Genomic DNA, 16,044 nt, shown 5'->3' with positions numbered 1-16,044 from the left:
GTCACCAGGCCCTCCCGGGGCCGCTCCAGGCGCCTGCGGGCGGCCTTCTCCCGCCCCTGGCGGGCCTCTTGACACCCTCTCCGGCGCCCGGCACATTGAGTTGCGCAACCTGAATCATGTTGCGCTGACAGCAACTGGGAGGTTTGGCGATGACGGGACCCCGCGTGGTCATCATCGGAGCGGGTGTCGTGGGGTCGGCGCTGGCCGACGAACTGTCCTCCGCCGGCTGGACCGACGTCACGGTCGTCGACCAGGGGCCGCTCCCCGCCACCGGGGGCTCCTCGTCCCACGCCCCGGGCCTGGTCTTCCAGACCAACCCCTCCAAGACCATGACCGAACTCGCCCGCTACACCGTCGACAAGCTCCGCTCCCTCGACGTCGACGGACGGCCCTGCTTCCTCCAGGTCGGCGGTCTGGAGGTGGCCACCACCCCCGAGCGCCTGGCCGAACTGCACCGGCGGCACGGCTGGGTGACCTCGTGGGGCGTCGAGGCCCGGGTCGTCGGACCCGACGAATGCGCCGCGCTGCACCCGCTGCTGGACCGCTCACGCGTCCTGGGCGGACTGTTCGTCCCCACCGACGGCCTCGCCAAGGCCGTCCTCGCGGTCGAGGCGCAGACCCGGCGTGCCGCCGCGCGCGGCGTCCGCTTCCTCGAACGTCACGAAGTCCTCGCCGTCACCCAGGACGACGGCCGCGTCACCGGGGTCGTCACCGACCGCGGCGGCGAGCTCGCGGCCGACGTCGTCGTCTGCTGCGCCGGCATCTGGGGCCCCAAGGTGGCCCGGATGGCGGGCATGGAGCTGCCGCTCACCCCGCTCGCCCACCAGCTCGCCTGGACCGGCCCGGTCCCCGCCCTGGCGGGCCAGGCCGCCGAGGCCGTCCGCCCGATCCTGCGCCACCAGGACGCCGACCTCTACTACCGCGACCACCACGACCGCATCGGCATCGGCTCCTACGGCCACCGCCCCATGCCGGTCCCCGTCGACGACATCGCCTCGTTCGACGCCGCGGACGGGATGCCGTCCGTCCTGGAGTTCACCGAGGACGACTTCGCCGACGCCTGGACCGAGACCCGGTCCCTGCTGCCCGCCACCCGTGACGCCAAGGTCGAGGAGGGCATCAACGGCCTGTTCTCCTTCACCACCGACGGCATGCCGCTGCTCGGCGAGTCGCCGCAGGTGAAGGGGTTCTGGGTCGCCGAGGCCGTCTGGGTCACGCACTCGGCCGGCGTCGGCCGGGCGATGGCCGAATGGCTGGTGGACGGCCACTGCTCGTCATTCGACCTCCACGAATGCGACGTCAACCGCTTCGAGCCGCACCAGCTCGCCCCCGACTACGTGCTCGCCCGCGACTGCCGAAACTTCGTCGAGGTCTACGACATCATCCACCCGCTCCAGCCCACGGGCGCCCCGCGCCCGATCCGCACCAGCCCCTTCCACCCCCGCCAGGAGGAGCTCGGGGCGTTCTTCCTGGAGGCGAACGGCTGGGAGCGGCCGCAGTGGTACGAGAGCAACGCCGGCCTGGTGGCGGGCCGTTCCCTCCCCGTCCCGGGTGACTGGGCGGCCCGCTACTGGTCGCCGGTCGTCGGCGCCGAGGCCCAGGTCACCCGGGAGACCGTCGCCCTGTACGACATGACCGCGCTCAAGCGCCTGGAGGTCACCGGACGCGGCGCCGCCGCCTTCCTGCAGCGGCTCACCACCGGCAACGTCGACAAGTCGGTCGGGTCGGTGACCTACACCCTGCTCCTGGACCACGACGGCGGCATCCGCAGCGACATCACGGTGGCCCGGCTCGGCCGCGACCTCTTCCAGGTCGGCGTCAACGGCAACCTGGACCTGGACTGGCTCACCCGGCACCTCCCCGCCGACGGCACCGTCGCGGTCCGCGACATCACCGCGGGCACCTGCTGCATCGGCCTGTGGGGGCCGCTCGCCCGGGAGGTCCTGCAGCCGCTCGCCGACGCCGACTTCTCCGACGCCGGACTGAAGTACTTCCGCGCCAAACGGGCGCACGTGGGGGCCGTGCCCGTCACGGCGATGCGGCTGTCCTACGTCGGCGAACTGGGCTGGGAGCTGTACACCACGGCGGACCTGGGCCTGAAGCTCTGGGACACCCTGCTGGCCGCCGCCCGGCCGCTGGGCGGCATCCCGGCCGGGCGCGGGGCCTTCAACAGCCTGCGTCTGGAGAAGGGCTACCGCTCCTTCGGCACCGACATGACCTTCGAGCACGACCCGTACGAGGCCGGCCTCGCCTTCGCGGTCAGGGAGGACAAGGACGACTTCACCGGCAAGGCCGCGCTCGCCCGGCGCCGGGACCAGGTGCGGCGCAGGCTCACCTGCCTGACCGTCGACGACCCGGGCGCCGTGGTGATGGGCAAGGAGCCGGTGTACGACGGCGACCGGCCCGTCGGGTACGTCACCAGCGCCGCCTACGGCTACACGGTCGGCAAGGGCATCGCCTACGCCTGGCTGCCGGCGGAGCTCGCCGTGCCGGGACGCGCCCTCGACATCGCCTACTTCGACCGGCGCGTGGCGGCGCGGGTCGCCGCGGAGCCGCTGTTCGACCCGGCCATGTCCCGCCTCCGCGGCTGACACCCCACGGACGGCACCACCGCGAGACCTCCGACGCCGCCGCTGAGAGGAAGCCCCGCGCATGAACCCGCTGACCGCCCGCCTGTCCGAACTCGACCCCGAGGTGCACGCCGCGCTGCGCGCCGAACTGGCCCGTCAGCGGTCCACCCTGGAGATGATCGCCTCGGAGAACTTCGCGCCCGCCGCCGTCATGGAGGCCCAGGGCTCGGTGCTGACCAACAAGTACGCCGAGGGCTACCCCGGCCGCCGCTACTACGGCGGCTGCGAGCACGTCGACGTCACCGAGCGGCTCGCCGTCGAGCGCGTCAAGGCCCTCTTCGGCGCCGCGTACGCCAACGTCCAGCCGCACTCCGGGGCGCAGGCCAACACCGCCGTGCTCTTCGCCCTGCTGCGGCCCGGCGACACCGTGCTCGGGCTGGACCTCGCGCACGGCGGCCACCTCACGCACGGGATGCGGCTCAACTACTCCGGGAAGATGCTCGACGTCGTCCCGTACCACGTCTCCGCGACCGACCACCGGGTCGACATGGACGAGGTCGAGCGGCTCGCCAAGGAACACCGCCCGAAGATGATCATCGCGGGCTGGTCGCCGTACCCCCGGCAGCTGGACTTCGCCGCCTTCCGCCGCATCGCCGACGAGGTCGGGGCGCTGCTCCTGGTCGACATGGCGCACTTCGCGGGCCTGGTCGCCGCAGGGCTCCACCCGAACCCCGTCCCGTACGCCCACGTCACCACCGCGACCACCCACAAGACGCTCGGCGGCCCGCGCGGGGGAGTGATCCTGACCGACGACGCGGACCTCGCCAAGAAGCTGAACTCGGCGGTCTTCCCCGGTATGCAGGGCGGCCCCCTGGAGCACGTGATCGCCGCGAAGGCGGTCTCCTTCAAGGTCGCCGCGGGGGAGGAGTTCAGGGAACGCCAGGCCCGCACCCTGGCCGGTGCCCGCATCCTGGCCGAGCGCCTGACACGGGACGACGCCGCGCGGGCGGGCGTGTCGCTGCTCACCGGAGGCACCGACGTGCACCTCGTCCTCGTCGACCTGCGTGCCTGCGCCCTCGACGGCCGTCAGGCCGAGGACCTGCTGCACTCGATCGGCGTCACCGTCAACCGCAACGCCGTCCCCTTCGACCCGCGCCCGCCCATGGTCACCTCGGGGCTGCGCATCGGCACGCCCGCCCTGGCCACCCGCGGTTTCACCGAGGACGACTTCGCCGAGGTCGCCGACGTCGTCGCGCTCGCCCTGGGCCCCGCGCCCGACCTGCCCGCGCTGCGGGCCCGCACCGAGGCGCTCGCCGCCGCGCACCCGCTCTACCCGCACCTGCCGCAGGACGGAGACGACGCCCGATGACCCCGCGCACCCCGGGTGCCGACCTCCCCGAGCACCCGGAGTTCCTCTGGCGCACGCCCGAACCCAAGCGCTCCTACGACGTGGTCGTCGTCGGCGGCGGCGGGCACGGCCTGGCCACCGCGCACTACCTGGCGCGCAACCACGGCATCACCGACGTGGCCGTGCTGGAGAAGGGCTGGCTGGCGGGCGGCAACATGGCCCGCAACACCACGATCATCCGCTCCAACTACCTCTGGGACGAGAGCGCGGGCATCTACGAGCACGCCCTGAAGCTGTGGGAGGGCCTGGAGGAGGAACTGGACTACCCGATCCTGTTCTCCCAGCGCGGGGTCCTCAACCTCGCCCACAGCCTCCAGGACGTACGCGACGGCGTCCGCCGGGTCGAGGCCAACCGGCTGAACGGAGTCGACGCCCAGTGGCTCGACCCCGCGCAGGTGGAGGAGGTCTGCCCGATCGTCAACACCTCGCCGGACGTGCGGTATCCGGTGATGGGCGGGACCTACCAGCCCCGCGCGGGGATCGCCAAGCACGACCACGTGGCCTGGGGCCTGGCCCGCTCGGCCGACGCGGCCGGCATCGACCTCGTCCAGAACTGCGAGGTGACCGGCATCGACGTCCACGACGGCCGGGTCACCGGCGTACGGACGAACCTCGGGCCCATCGCCGCGGGCAAGGTGGCGCTCTGCGCGGCCGGCCACACCTCGGTGCTGGCGCGGATGGCCGGTTTCGACCTGCCGCTGCAGAGCCACCCGCTGCAGGCGCTGGTGAGCGAACTCCTGGAGCCCGTGCACCCCACGGTCGTCATGTCCAACGCGGTGCACGTGTACGTCAGCCAGGCCCACAAGGGCGAACTGGTCATGGGCGCGGGCATCGACGCCTACAACTCCTACACCCAGCGCGGCGCGTTCCACGTCATCGAGCGGCAGATGGCCGCCGCGCTGGAACTCTTCCCGGTCTTCGCCCGCGCCCACCTGCTGCGCACCTGGGGCGGCATCGTCGACGTCAGCCCGGACGCCTCGCCGATCGTCGGCCTCACCCCGGTCCACGGCCTCTACCTCAACTGCGGCTGGGGCACCGGCGGTTTCAAGGCCACCCCCGGCGTGGGCTGGGTCTACGCGGACACCATCGCCCACGACAGCCCGCACGCCCTGGCCGTGCCCTTCTCGCTCGAACGATTCACCACCGGCGCGCTCGTCGACGAGCACGGCGCGGCCGCGGTCGCCCACTGAGGAGCCCGATCGATGCTGCTCATCCCCTGCCCCTGGTGCGGGCCCCGCGACGAGGCCGAGTTCCACTACGGCGGTCAGGCGCACCTCGCCTACCCGCGCGACCCGGCGGCCCTGACGGACGAGGAGTGGGCCCGCCACCTCTTCTTCCGCGACAACCCCAAGGGTCCCTTCGCCGAACGCTGGATGCACACCGCGGGCTGCCGCCGCTGGTTCGACGCGGTGCGCGACACGGCGACGAACCGCTTCGTCACCGGCGCGTCCGCCCCGGACCTCGGCCCGGCCGCGTCCCCGCCCGCCGGCCCGACGCCGTCCCGCGCGCCGGCCGCCCCGGCCCCCGCCCTGCGGCCCGCGCGTGACCCGGCACAGCCCTTCCGGCTCGCCGAGGGCGGGCGGATCGACCGCGCCACGCCCCTGACGTTCACCTTCGACGGCACCACGTACACCGGCTACCGCGGGGACACCCTCGCCTCCGCGCTGCTCGCCCACGGGGTCGTCGCCACCGGTACCGGCATCAGGCTGGGGCGTCCGCGCGGCATCTTCTCCGCCGGGGTGGAGGAGCCCAACGCCCTGGTGCAGATCGAGTTCCCGTTCCCCGAACCGATGCTGCCCGCGACGACCGTCGAGCTGTACCACGGCCTCGTGGCGACCGGCCTGCCCGGTCGGGGCCGGCTCGCCACCGAGCCCGACCCCGCCCGCTACGACGCCGTCCACGCCCACTGCGACCTGCTGGTCGTCGGAGCGGGCCCCACCGGGCTCGCGGCGGCGGCCGCGGCGGCCGGCAGCGGGGCGCGGGTGATCCTCGCCGACGACCAGCCGGAACCGGGCGGCAGCCTGCTCGGCAGCGGACGGCACCTGGACTGGGTCGCGGAGACCGAGGCCCTCCTCGCCGCCGAACCCGGGATCCGCGTCCTGCGCCGTACGACGATTTTCGGCCACTACGACGACAACCACGTCCTCGCCGTCGAGCGGCGCACGAACCACCTCGGTGCCGCCGCCCCCGCCCGCGTGTCCCGCGAACGCGTCCACCGCGTCCGCGCCCGCCGGGTCGTCCTCGCCACCGGCGCGCACGAGCGTTCGCTGGCCTTCCCCGACAACGACCGGCCCGGCGTCATGCTGGCCGGAGCGGCCCGCGCCTACGTCCGCCGCTACGGCGTCGTACCCGGGCGCCGGGCCGTCGTGTTCACCACCAACGACAGCACCGGCGACGTCGTGCGCGACCTGGCCGCCGCCGGCGTGGAGATCGCGGCGGTGGTCGACGCGCGCGACGGCGCGTACGTCACCGGCACCGAGGGGACGGACCGGCTGACGGCCGTCCTGGTGGGCGACCGGCGGATCGAGGCCGACCTGCTGCTGGTCTCGGGCGGCTGGAACCCCGTGGGCCACCTCTACAGCCAGGCGGGCGGTGCCCTGCGGTACGACGGGGCCCTCGGCACCTTCGTCCCGGTGCCCGGATCGACGCACCAGGCAGTGGAGTTCGCCGCCACACCCGCGGAGGGAGTGGCGGCCGCCGCCCGCGCGCTCGCGGCCGAGGGTTTCACGCCGGCGCGGCCCCTCGTCCCCCCGGCGGAGCCGGGACCCGGGCGCCCGCCGACCGCCCTCTTCGACGTCCCCGTCCCGGCCCCCGGCCCGCGCTTCGTCGACCTGCAGCGCGACGTCACCGTGGCCGACCTGGCGCGCGCGGCCGGCACGGGGATGCGCTCGGTGGAGCACACCAAGCGGTACACCACCGCGGGCACCGCGAACGACCAGGGGAAGACCTCCGGCGTCCTGGCCTCGGGCGTCGTCGCGGGCCTGCTCGGCGTGGAGGTGTCCGCGCTCGGCACGACGACGTACCGCCCCCCGTACGCGCCGGTGTCCTTCGCCGCGCTCGCGGGCCGCGACCGGGGCGCGCTCCACGACCCGGTCCGGGTGACCGCGCTGCACGACCTCCACCTCGCCGGAGGCGCGGTCTTCGAGGACGTGGGGCAGTGGAAACGCCCCCGGTACTACCCTCGCCCCGGCGAGGACATGGCGGCGGCCGTCCTTCGCGAGTGCCGGGCCGCCCGCGAGGACGTGGCCTTCATGGACGCCTCGACCCTCGGCAAGATCGACGTCCAGGGCCCGGACGCGGCGGAGCTCCTGGACCGGCTCTACACCAACCTGATGTCCACCCTGCGCACGGGCATGATCCGCTACGGCGTCATGTGCCGCCAGGACGGCATGGTCTTCGACGACGGCACGGTCATCCGGCTCGCGGAGGACCGCTTCCTGGTCACGACGACCACGGGCAACGCCGCGGCCGTGCTGGACTGGATGGAGGAGTGGCTGCAGACCGAGTGGCCGGAACTGCGCGCCCATTGCACCTCGGTGACCGAGCAGTGGGCCACCGTCGCCCTCGTGGGCCCGCGCTCGCGCGAGGTGCTGGGCGCGCTCGCCCCCGGACTGGCCGTGGACAACGCCGACTTCCCCTTCATGGCCTGGCGCGACGCGACGGTGGCGGGGCTGCCGGCGAGGGTGTGCAGGATCAGCTTCTCCGGGGAGCTCGCGTACGAGATCAACGTACTGCCCTGGCGGGCGACGGCCCTGTGGGAGGCGGTGCGGGCCGCGGGCGCCACCCCGTACGGCACCGAGACGATGCACGTGCTGCGCGCCGAGAAGGGCTATCCGATCGTCGGCCAGGACACCGACGGCACGGTCACCCCGCAGGACCTCGGCATGGGCTGGGTCGTGTCGAAGAAGAAGCGCGACTTCATCGGCAAGCGGTCGCACACCCGCACCGACACCGCACGCCCCGACCGCAAGCACCTCGTCGGCCTGCTGCCCGAGGACCCGGGCCTGCTGCTCCCGGAGGGCACCCACCTCGTCGCGGACCCGGTACTGCCCGGACCGCCCGTCCCGGCGCTCGGCCACGTCAGTTCCAGCTACCGCAGTGCCGCCCTCGGCCGCACCTTCGCGCTCGCCCTGGTCAAGGGCGGCCGGGAGCGGATGGGGGAGCGGCTGTACGCGCCCGTCGGCGACCGTCTGGTGCCCGTGACCGTCGCCTCCCCCGTCCTCTACGACCCCGAGGGGGCCCGCCGTGATGGCTGACACCGTCGCCCGGCTCAGTCCGCTGTCGGCCGCGGCCGGCCGGCTCGCCGCCGCGACCCGCGCCTCGGGAGGCGCCCTGCGCCTGGCCGAACTGCCCTTCCTCACGCAGATCGACCTGCGCCTGGACTTCCGGGGCCCGGCTGCCGAGGCCGCCGGGCTCGCCCTGGGCGCACCGCTGCCCCTGGAGCCCTGCACGGCCGTCCGCACCGGGGACCTGGCGGTCCTGTGGCTCGGCCCCGACCAGTGGCTGGTCGTCGGGCCGCCCGATGCCCAGGAGGATCTGGAGGCCCGTCTGCGCAAGGCCGCGGGCGAGGCGCACGTCTCCGTCACCGACGTCTCCGCCCAGCGCACCACCCTGCTGGTCTCCGGCCCCCGCGCCCGCGACCTGCTGGCCCACGGCTGCTCGCTCGACCTGCACCCGCGGGCGTTCACCGCCGGCCGCTGCGCGCAGACCGCGCTGGCCCGCGCCCAGGTGGTGCTGGTGGCCAGGGAGGAGGTGCGGGCGGGCTTCTGGGTACTGGTCCGCTCCTCCTTCGCCGGGTACCTCGCCGACTGGCTCCTGGACGCCGCCACGGAGTACGTGTGACGTGGGCCGCACGCCCCCCTCTTAACTTGAATCCCTGATGCGCATTATCTAGCCTCAAGGTATGCGCCTGACGAAGTCCACCGACCTCGCGCTCCGCGCGGTGATGGCCCTGTCCGTCAAGGACGAGCCGTCCACCGCCCGGGACGTGGCCGAGGCGATGCGGGTCCCGTACTCGCACCTGGCCAAGGTGGTGGCCCGGCTGCAGCACCTCGGGGTCGTCGAGACCCGCCGGGGGCGCGGCGGTGGCCTGGAGCTCACCGCCGCCGGGCGGACGGCCTCGGTCGGCCGCCTGGTGCGGGAGCTGGAGGGTGTCGGCGACGTCGTGGACTGCGAGGGCGAGACGCCCTGTCCGCTCGCCGGTGCCTGCCGGCTGCGCGGCGCGCTGCGCCGGGCGCAGGAGGCCTTCTACGCCTCCCTGGACCCGCTCACCGTCGCGGATCTGACCGCCGCGCCCACCGGACCCGTCCTGGTGGGGCTGGTCGGCTCCGGCCCGCCCGGTCCGCGGGGCTGACCCGGCCCGTCCGAACCGACCGCCCGCCGAGGGCGGGCCTTCGCACGTCCTTTAATGCGAGTATCAGATACCAATTAGGGAGCCCGTCCATGCTCAGCGAGAAGTCCGCAGCGACCGTCCGCGCCACCCTGCCCGCCGTCGGCGGCGCGATCTCCGAGATCACCGCGCTCTTCTACGACCGGCTCTTCGCCGCCCACCCCGAGTTGCTGAGGGACCTGTTCAACCGCGGCAACCAGGCGGCCGGCACGCAGCGCGAGGCGCTCGCCGGAGCCATCGCGCACTTCGCCACCGTCCTGGTCGAGCACCCCGGACAGCGCCCCGACGCGATGCTCTCCCGCATCGCCCACAAGCACGCGTCGCTCGGCATCACCCCGGGCCAGTACCACGTCGTGCAGGAGCACCTCTTCGCCGCCATCGCCGAAGTGCTGGGCGACGCCGTCACCGAGGAGGTCGCCGCCGCCTGGGACGAGGTCTACTGGCTGATGGCGAACGCCCTCATCGCCATCGAGCAGCGGCTGTACGCCGAGCACGGCGTCCTCGCCGGGGACACCTGGCGCCCCTGGGAGGTCGCCGGGAAGGTGCAGGAGACCGAGGACGTCGTCTCCCTCCGGCTCCGTCCCGCGGACGGCCTGCCGCTTCCCGACTTCGGCCCCGGCCAGTACGTCTCGGTGCGCGTCGAACTCCCCGACGGTGCCCGGCAGATCCGGCAGTACAGCCTCTCCGGCGCCCCCGGCGACACCACCCGGCAGATCACCGTCAAGCGCGAGCGCGGCGTCGCCGGGGATCCGGCCGGCGAGGTCTCCGGCCACCTCCACGACCACGTGGGCGAGGGCGCCCTGGTCGAGCTGTCGGCCCCCTACGGCGACATCGTCCTCCACGACGACGGCGGGCCCCTGCTGCTCGCCTCGGCAGGCATCGGCTGCACCCCGATGCTCGCCATGCTGCACCGGCTCGCCGGCGACGGCTACGGCGCCCCCGTGACCGTCGTCCACGGCGACCGCACGCCGCGGCACCACGCCCACGCCGCCGACCACCGCGCCCTGACCGAGAAGCTCTCCGGGGGCAGCGCCCACTTCTGGTACGAGGACCCGGGCACCGACGCCGTCCCCGGCGACCGCACCGGCCGGGTCGACCTGTCAGGCGTCGACCTGCCGGACGGCCTGCGGGCCTACCTGTGCGGCCCGCTGCCCTTCATGCGCGCCGTGCGCAGCCAGCTCATCGAACGCGGCGTGCCCGCCGCGGACGTGCACTACGAGGTCTTCGGCCCCGACCTGTGGCTGGCCCGCGGCTGACCGGCCACACTGGTCGGATGGCGGACAAGGCGGACAAGGCGGTCAAGCGCAGCGCGGGGATCCTGCTCTTCCGCGGCACCCCGCGCGGCGCGCCCGAGGTGCTGCTGGCCCACATGGGCGGCCCGTTCTGGTCCTCCAAGGACGCCGGGGCCTGGACCATCCCCAAGGGCGAGTACGAGCCCGACGAGACCGCCGAGGCGGCCGCCCGGCGCGAGTTCCTGGAGGAACTGGGCCTGCCCGTGCCGCAGGGCGAGCTGCTGCCGCTCGGCGAGAACCTGCAGCCCAACGGGAAGGTCGTGACCGTCTGGGCGCTGGAGGGCGACCTCGACACCGGCCTCGTGGTGCCCGGGACCTTCTCCATGGAGTGGCCCCGGGGCTCGGGCCGGGTCCGGGAGTTCCCCGAGGTCGACCGGGCCGCGTGGTTCCCGCTCGGCCCGGCCGCCCACGGGAAGATCCTCTCCGCCCAGCGGACGTTCCTCGACCGGCTGCGCCGGCTGATCGACGGGGGCGGCGCCGGCGGAGCCGGTCAGGGGGCCGGAGAGGAGTAGATCGACTCGATCTGCGCCGCGTACTCGCTGACGATCGTGTTCCTGCGGAGCTTCAGCGAGGGCGTCAGCATCCCGTTCTCCACCGAGAACTCGTGCGGCAGGATGCGGAACGCCCGGATCGACTCGGCCCGCGAGACCGCCGCGTTGGCCATCGACACCGCGCGCTGGACCTCGGCGTGCACGTCCGGTTCGGCCATCGCGGTCCGCAGTTGGACGGCCTCCCGGTCCAGGGTGATCAACGCCGCGACGAAGGGCCTGTTGTCGCCGACCACGATGCACTGCGAGACCAGCGGGTGCGCGCGCAGCCGCTCCTCCAGCACCAGCGGCGCCACGCTCTTGCCGCCGCTGGTGATGATGATGTCCTTCTTCCGCCCGGTGATCGTCAGGTACCCGTCCGGGTCGAGCGAGCCCATGTCGCCGGTGGCCATCCAGCCGCCGCGGCGCCACACCTCGTGGTTCGCGACCGGGTCGGCGTGGTAGCCGGCGAAGACCGTCGTCCCCCGCACCAGCACCTCGCCGTCCGGTGCGATCCGCACCGCGCTGCCCGGCAGCGGCCGGCCCACGGTGCCGAAGCGCACCTTCCCCAGCGGCTGCGCGGTCACCGCGGCCGTGGTCTCGGTCAGCCCGTACCCGTCGTAGATGGTGAGCCCGGCACCCGCGAACAGCAGCGACAGTTCACGGCTGAGCGGGGACCCGCCTGAGACGGTGTAGTGCACGCGCCCGCCCAGCACGTCCCGGATCCGCCGGTAGACCATCCGGTCGAACGCCGAGTGCGCCGCCCGCAGCAGCGGTCCCGGCCCCGGACCCGAGCCCAGCGCGTGCCGCTCCACGGCCTCGGCGTAGCGCACCGCCACGTCCGCCGCCCGGTCGAAGACATGGGCCTTGCCGCCGCGGGCGGCGGTGTTCCGCGCGCCCTGGATGATCTTCTCGTAGACGTACGGGACGGCGAGCAGGATGGTCGGCCGGAAGGAACGGAACGCCGGGAGGAGTTCGCCCGGTGTCAGGTCGGGCTGGTGACCGAGCAGCACGCCCCCGCGCACCGCGCAGGTGGTCACCATCAGCCCGTAGATGTGCGACATGGGCAGGAACGCCAGCACCGACGGCCGCACCCCCGGCGGGGCGAAGATCGAGCCGTACCCGGCCAGCAGCGTGTCGCACTCGGCGGCGAGGTTGGCGTGGGTGATCAGGCAGCCCCTGGGCGGCCCCGTGGTGCCCGAGGTGTAGGCGATCACCGCCACCGACTGCGGCTCGACCGCCCAGCGCAACTGGTCGAGCATCACCGGGTGGACCTGCCGGCCCAGCGCCGCCAGCCACGGGACGCACCCCGCGTCCAGCTGCCAGATCCGGCGCAGCGCGGGCAGCGTGTCGCAGACGGCGCCCACCGTCATGGCGTGGTCCTCGTGCTCGACGACGACCGCGACCGCCCCGGAGTCTGCGAGGATCCAGCGGACCTGCTCGGCCGAGGAGGTGGGATAGACGGGGACGATCCGGGCACCCACCGACCACAGCGCGTAGGAGAACAGCGTCCACTCGTACCGGGTGCGGGCCATCACCGCCACCGGCTCGCCGAAGCGGACACCGTCCGCCACCAGACCGCGGGCCACTTCGGCCACCTCGTCGCGGAAGGCCGCGGCGCCGACCTCCTGCCAGCGATCGCCCTCGTGCCCCTCGCGCCGGGCCAGGACGGCCGCGTCCGGGCGCCTGTCGGCCGCGTCGTACACCGAGTCGGCGAGTCCCCCCGACCGCAGTTGCTCCGCCCGGGGCGGAAGGCTGAACTCGCGCACGGCGCCCCTTCCCCGAGCCTGTGCCACGCCGCGGCGAGGCGGCAGGCAGGGAAGATATCCGGCTATTGGTCCACTTGCCTAGAGGTGGGGCGGAAGCGGCAGTCACTGACGCGAACGGGCACCTCGGGGCCCGTGGTTCGCGCCGACTATCATGGCCTCATCAGGCGCGTACCCCGACCGGGACGCGACCGTCCGCATCAGGAGTGTGAGCCGTGCTGCGCACCATGTTCAAGTCCAAGGTCCACCGTGCCACCGTGACCGAGGCCGACCTGCACTACGTCGGCTCCGTCACCGTCGACGCCGATCTGATGGACGCCGCCGACCTGTTGCCCGGCGAGCTGGTCCACATCGTGGACATCACCAACGGCGCCCGACTGGAGACCTACGTCATCGAGGGCCGCCGCGGCTCCGGGGTGATCGGCATCAACGGTGCCGCCGCGCACCTGGTGCACCCCGGGGACCTGGTCATCCTGATCAGCTACGCGCAGGTCGACGACGCGGAGGCCCGCGCGCTGCGGCCGCGGGTGGTGCACGTCGACGCCGACAACAGGATCGTCGCGCTGGGCGCCGACGCCTCCGAGCCGGTCCCCGGGAGCGGAACCCAGACGAGCCCGAACGCGGTGCCGGTCGGCTGAACGTCCGTACGAGTGGCTGTGCTATTGTCCGGATCCAACTTCGAGGTATCCGTCCAGGTGGGGTCCGGTGGTCACGGGCCTCGCCGGGACCGGGAGCGTGGCGTGCTGCCGTCGTCCTCCCACAGCATTCCTCGGGCCTGACGCATCAGCAGTTCACCGGGCTCCGGCGGATCGCTGGGCTGCCACGGATCTCCGTGACGGGCCCGGACACTGTCGCTCTCGGGGGTGGGCGATGAGAGCACACTTTTGTTCGGCCCGAAAGGAACTGAGTCCCATGCACGCTGGCAGAACTGCCAGGCTGCGTACCGCGTCCCTGGTGGTCCTCACCTTCTCCCTGACGGCAGCGGCCACCGGCTGCGGCGGCGATTCGGGCGGGCAGGGCGGCGAAGTCACGGTGGGCATCGCCCTTCCCACCAAGAAGCAGACCCGCTGGATCGCCGACGGCGACAACATGTCCAAGCTGTTCAAGGCCCAGGGGTACAAGACCGACCTGCAGTACGCCGACGACAAGGTCAACACGCAGGTCGACCAGGTCGAGGCGATGATCGACCGGGGCGACAAGCTCCTGATCATCGGAGCGGTCGACGGATTCGAGCTCGGCGACGCCCTCCAGAAGGCGTCGAGGGCGGGTGTCAAGGTCATCGCCTACGACCGCCTCCTGCTGGGCTCCAGCAACGTCGACTACTACGCGAGCTTCAACAACACCCAGGTCGGCACGATCCAGGGCAAGTACATCGAGCAGAAGCTCGGGTTGAAGTCCGGCAACGGGCCGTACAACCTCGAGGTCTTCGCCGGCGACCCCGACGACAACAACGCCTCGTACTTCTTCAAGGGCGCGATGGACGTCCTCCAGGACTACATCGACAAGGGCCAGCTGGTCGTCAAGAGCGACCAGACCCGCCTGAGCCAGGTGGCGACGTTCCACTGGGACGCGGCGATCGCCACCGAGTCGATGGCGACCCGGCTGAAGAACCACTACAAGGGCAGCTCCACCGTGGACGCCGTCCTCGCCCCCAACGACGGCATCGCCCGCGGCGTCATCCAGGCGCTGAAGGCCAACGGCTACGGCACCACGGCCAAGCCGATGCCGGTCATCACCGGCCAGGACGCCGAGGTCGACTCGGTGAAGGAGATCATCAAGGGCGAGCAGTCCATGACGGTCTACAAGGACACCCGCAAGCTCGCGGCCCGCGCGGTCCAGATGGCTCAGGACATCCTCAGCGGCAGGCGGCCGGAGATCAACGACAACTCGACGTACGACAACGGCAACAAGGTCGTGCCGTCGTACCTGATCTCCCCGGTCGGCGTCGACAAGGGCAACTACGAGAAGCTGCTGGTCAAGAGCGGCTACATCAACGCGTCCGACCTCGGCTGACGCAAAGCGCACGTACGCGGGGCCGGGAGGAACACAACGTTCCTCCCGGCCCTCGTCGTACCCGGCGGCAGCCCCGCGTCAGATGAGCACGTTCAGCGAACCCGAGTTGTACAGGCCGCCGTAGCCGCGGCCGGACTTGTCACCGAACCCGTAGTCGAAGTCGTTGTGGCCCTTGCCGAGACCGAGGGTGTGGACGCCGTTGCCGAACCCAACGCCATAGCCATAGCTCACGCTGTACTTGTAGCTGAAGCTGAACCGGTAGCCGTGCTTGTTGCACTGCTTCTTGTGGTGCTTCTTGTACTTCTTGTGGTGGCCCTTGTCGTGGCCCTTTCCGCCCTTGTTGCCCTTCTTGCCCTTGTTGTCTTTTCCGCTCTTGCCCTTGCTGCCCTTGCTGCTGCCCTTCCCGTTGTTGTCGTCCTTGTCCTTGTAGGTCGCGTTGTCTCCGTTGTCGCTGTTGTTCCCGTTGCCGCCCTTACCGCCTCCCTTTCCGCCCTTGCCCCCGCCGTTGTCGTTGCCGTTGTCGTCATCGTCATCGTCGCCGTTGTCGCCGCCGCGACCGCTGGCGCCGTTGTCGTTCCAGTCGGAACGGCCGCCACCGCCACCGCTGCCGCCGCGGCCGTTGTCGCCGTAGCCGCCGTCGTCGTCGCCGTTGCCCCGGCCGCCGCCACCGCCACCGCTGCCGCCGCGGCCGTTGTCGCCGTAGCCGCCGTCGTCGTCGCCGTTGTCCCCGCCGCCGCCTCCGCCCCCGCCGCCGCGGCCGTTGCCACCGCCTCCGCCTCCGCCGCGGCCACTGTCGCTGTCGCTGTCGCCGTAGCCGTTGTTCCCGTTGTCCCCGCCGTTGTCGCCGTAGCCGTTGTCGTCGTCGCCGTAGTCGTCGCTGCCCTTGCTGTAGGAGCCGTTCCCGCCGTCGTCGCTGGCCGCCGTGGCGACGGCGCTGCCGGTCGAGGCGGCCAAGAGGCCGGTGGCAAGAAGTCCGGTCGCGACGCCGAGAGCGGTGCGGCGCATCAGACTGGTTCGCATGAGTGTCCTTCCTTCGGACGGGTGGCGGACGGCGGTCGCCGCCGCCCCTGCGATCCAGT

At 72.7% G+C, this 16,044-nt stretch carries 12 protein-coding genes; 10 read left to right on the top strand and 2 right to left on the bottom strand.

What is annotated here, in order from left to right:
• Nucleotides 1-149: 149 nt before the first annotated feature.
• The 8 genes from ACFYYN_RS23435 (at nucleotide 150) to ACFYYN_RS23400 (ending at nucleotide 11,171) form a co-directional block, all read left to right on the top strand.
• Nucleotides 150-2,591 (top strand): GcvT family protein, encoded by a 2,442-nt coding sequence (locus ACFYYN_RS23435; RefSeq protein WP_500547388.1) that lies wholly within the window; start codon nucleotides 150-152, stop codon nucleotides 2,589-2,591.
• A 61-nt stretch (nucleotides 2,592-2,652) separates the two neighbouring features.
• Complete coding sequence (gene glyA, locus ACFYYN_RS23430; protein ID WP_500547387.1) at nucleotides 2,653-3,939, top strand: serine hydroxymethyltransferase; 1,287 nt, start codon at nucleotides 2,653-2,655, stop codon at nucleotides 3,937-3,939.
• Nucleotides 3,936-5,168 carry a sarcosine oxidase subunit beta family protein gene (locus tag ACFYYN_RS23425; RefSeq protein WP_500547386.1) on the top strand — a complete coding sequence of 411 codons (1,233 nt, stop codon included), beginning with the start codon at nucleotides 3,936-3,938 and terminating at the stop codon, nucleotides 5,166-5,168. Before glyA ends, ACFYYN_RS23425 begins: the two co-directional genes overlap by 4 nt.
• Nucleotides 5,169-5,180: 12 nt before the next feature.
• The gene (locus ACFYYN_RS23420) at nucleotides 5,181-8,234 is read left to right on the top strand and encodes a sarcosine oxidase subunit delta (protein ID WP_500547385.1); all 3,054 of its coding nucleotides are present in this window, start codon (nucleotides 5,181-5,183) and stop codon (nucleotides 8,232-8,234) included.
• Complete coding sequence (locus ACFYYN_RS23415; protein WP_500547384.1) at nucleotides 8,227-8,820, top strand: sarcosine oxidase subunit gamma; 594 nt, start codon at nucleotides 8,227-8,229, stop codon at nucleotides 8,818-8,820. Before ACFYYN_RS23420 ends, ACFYYN_RS23415 begins: the two co-directional genes overlap by 8 nt.
• 61 nt (nucleotides 8,821-8,881) lie before the next feature.
• Nucleotides 8,882-9,331 carry an RrF2 family transcriptional regulator gene (locus ACFYYN_RS23410; protein ID WP_500323110.1) on the top strand — a complete coding sequence of 150 codons (450 nt, stop codon included), beginning with the start codon at nucleotides 8,882-8,884 and terminating at the stop codon, nucleotides 9,329-9,331.
• Nucleotides 9,332-9,420: 89 nt separating this feature from the next.
• Complete coding sequence (locus ACFYYN_RS23405; RefSeq protein WP_500547383.1) at nucleotides 9,421-10,623, top strand: globin domain-containing protein; 1,203 nt, start codon at nucleotides 9,421-9,423, stop codon at nucleotides 10,621-10,623.
• A 17-nt stretch (nucleotides 10,624-10,640) separates the two neighbouring features.
• Nucleotides 10,641-11,171, top strand: a complete 531-nt coding sequence (locus ACFYYN_RS23400; protein ID WP_500547382.1) for an NUDIX hydrolase — start codon at nucleotides 10,641-10,643, stop codon at nucleotides 11,169-11,171.
• Here the strand turns inward: ACFYYN_RS23400 and ACFYYN_RS23395 are convergent.
• Complete coding sequence (locus ACFYYN_RS23395) at nucleotides 11,150-12,955, bottom strand: AMP-dependent synthetase/ligase (RefSeq protein ID WP_500547381.1); 1,806 nt, start codon at nucleotides 12,953-12,955, stop codon at nucleotides 11,150-11,152. The genes ACFYYN_RS23400 and ACFYYN_RS23395 overlap by 22 nt on opposite strands.
• A gap of 212 nt (nucleotides 12,956-13,167) precedes the next feature.
• Here ACFYYN_RS23395 and panD point away from each other — a divergent pair, with 212 nt between their 5' ends.
• Nucleotides 13,168-13,590, top strand: a complete 423-nt coding sequence (panD, locus tag ACFYYN_RS23390; RefSeq protein WP_500547380.1) for an aspartate 1-decarboxylase — start codon at nucleotides 13,168-13,170, stop codon at nucleotides 13,588-13,590.
• A 274-nt stretch (nucleotides 13,591-13,864) separates the two neighbouring features.
• Entirely contained in the window at nucleotides 13,865-14,965 is a 1,101-nt protein-coding gene (gene chvE, locus ACFYYN_RS23385; RefSeq protein ID WP_500547379.1) for a multiple monosaccharide ABC transporter substrate-binding protein, read from the top strand.
• Between the two features lie 78 nt (nucleotides 14,966-15,043).
• Here the strand turns inward: chvE and ACFYYN_RS23380 are convergent, their stop codons facing one another.
• Nucleotides 15,044-15,985, bottom strand: a complete 942-nt coding sequence (locus ACFYYN_RS23380) for a hypothetical protein (protein ID WP_500547378.1) — start codon at nucleotides 15,983-15,985, stop codon at nucleotides 15,044-15,046.
• Between the last annotated feature and the right edge of the window lie 59 nt (nucleotides 15,986-16,044).

The organism is Streptomyces sp. NPDC001902, assembly GCF_042891295.1.
Taxonomy (GTDB): domain Bacteria; phylum Actinomycetota; class Actinomycetes; order Streptomycetales; family Streptomycetaceae; genus Actinacidiphila.
Note: the sequence above shows the minus strand (reverse complement) of the source record. Positions and strands in the feature narration are given on the sequence as shown.

Excerpts from the sequence above, each read along its gene's own strand:
- ACFYYN_RS23435 (WP_500547388.1), top strand. The coding sequence starts at position 150 with ATGACGGGACCCCGCGTGGTCATCATCGGAGCGGGTGTCGTGGGGTCG.
- glyA (WP_500547387.1), top strand. The coding sequence starts at position 2,653 with ATGAACCCGCTGACCGCCCGCCTGTCCGAACTCGACCCCGAGGTGCAC.
- ACFYYN_RS23425 (WP_500547386.1), top strand. The coding sequence starts at position 3,936 with ATGACCCCGCGCACCCCGGGTGCCGACCTCCCCGAGCACCCGGAGTTC.
- ACFYYN_RS23420 (WP_500547385.1), top strand. The coding sequence starts at position 5,181 with ATGCTGCTCATCCCCTGCCCCTGGTGCGGGCCCCGCGACGAGGCCGAG.
- ACFYYN_RS23415 (WP_500547384.1), top strand. The coding sequence starts at position 8,227 with ATGGCTGACACCGTCGCCCGGCTCAGTCCGCTGTCGGCCGCGGCCGGC.
- ACFYYN_RS23410 (WP_500323110.1), top strand. The coding sequence starts at position 8,882 with ATGCGCCTGACGAAGTCCACCGACCTCGCGCTCCGCGCGGTGATGGCC.
- ACFYYN_RS23405 (WP_500547383.1), top strand. The coding sequence starts at position 9,421 with ATGCTCAGCGAGAAGTCCGCAGCGACCGTCCGCGCCACCCTGCCCGCC.
- ACFYYN_RS23400 (WP_500547382.1), top strand. The coding sequence starts at position 10,641 with ATGGCGGACAAGGCGGACAAGGCGGTCAAGCGCAGCGCGGGGATCCTG.
- chvE (WP_500547379.1), top strand. The coding sequence starts at position 13,865 with ATGCACGCTGGCAGAACTGCCAGGCTGCGTACCGCGTCCCTGGTGGTC.
- ACFYYN_RS23380 (WP_500547378.1), bottom strand. The coding sequence starts at position 15,985 with ATGCGAACCAGTCTGATGCGCCGCACCGCTCTCGGCGTCGCGACCGGA.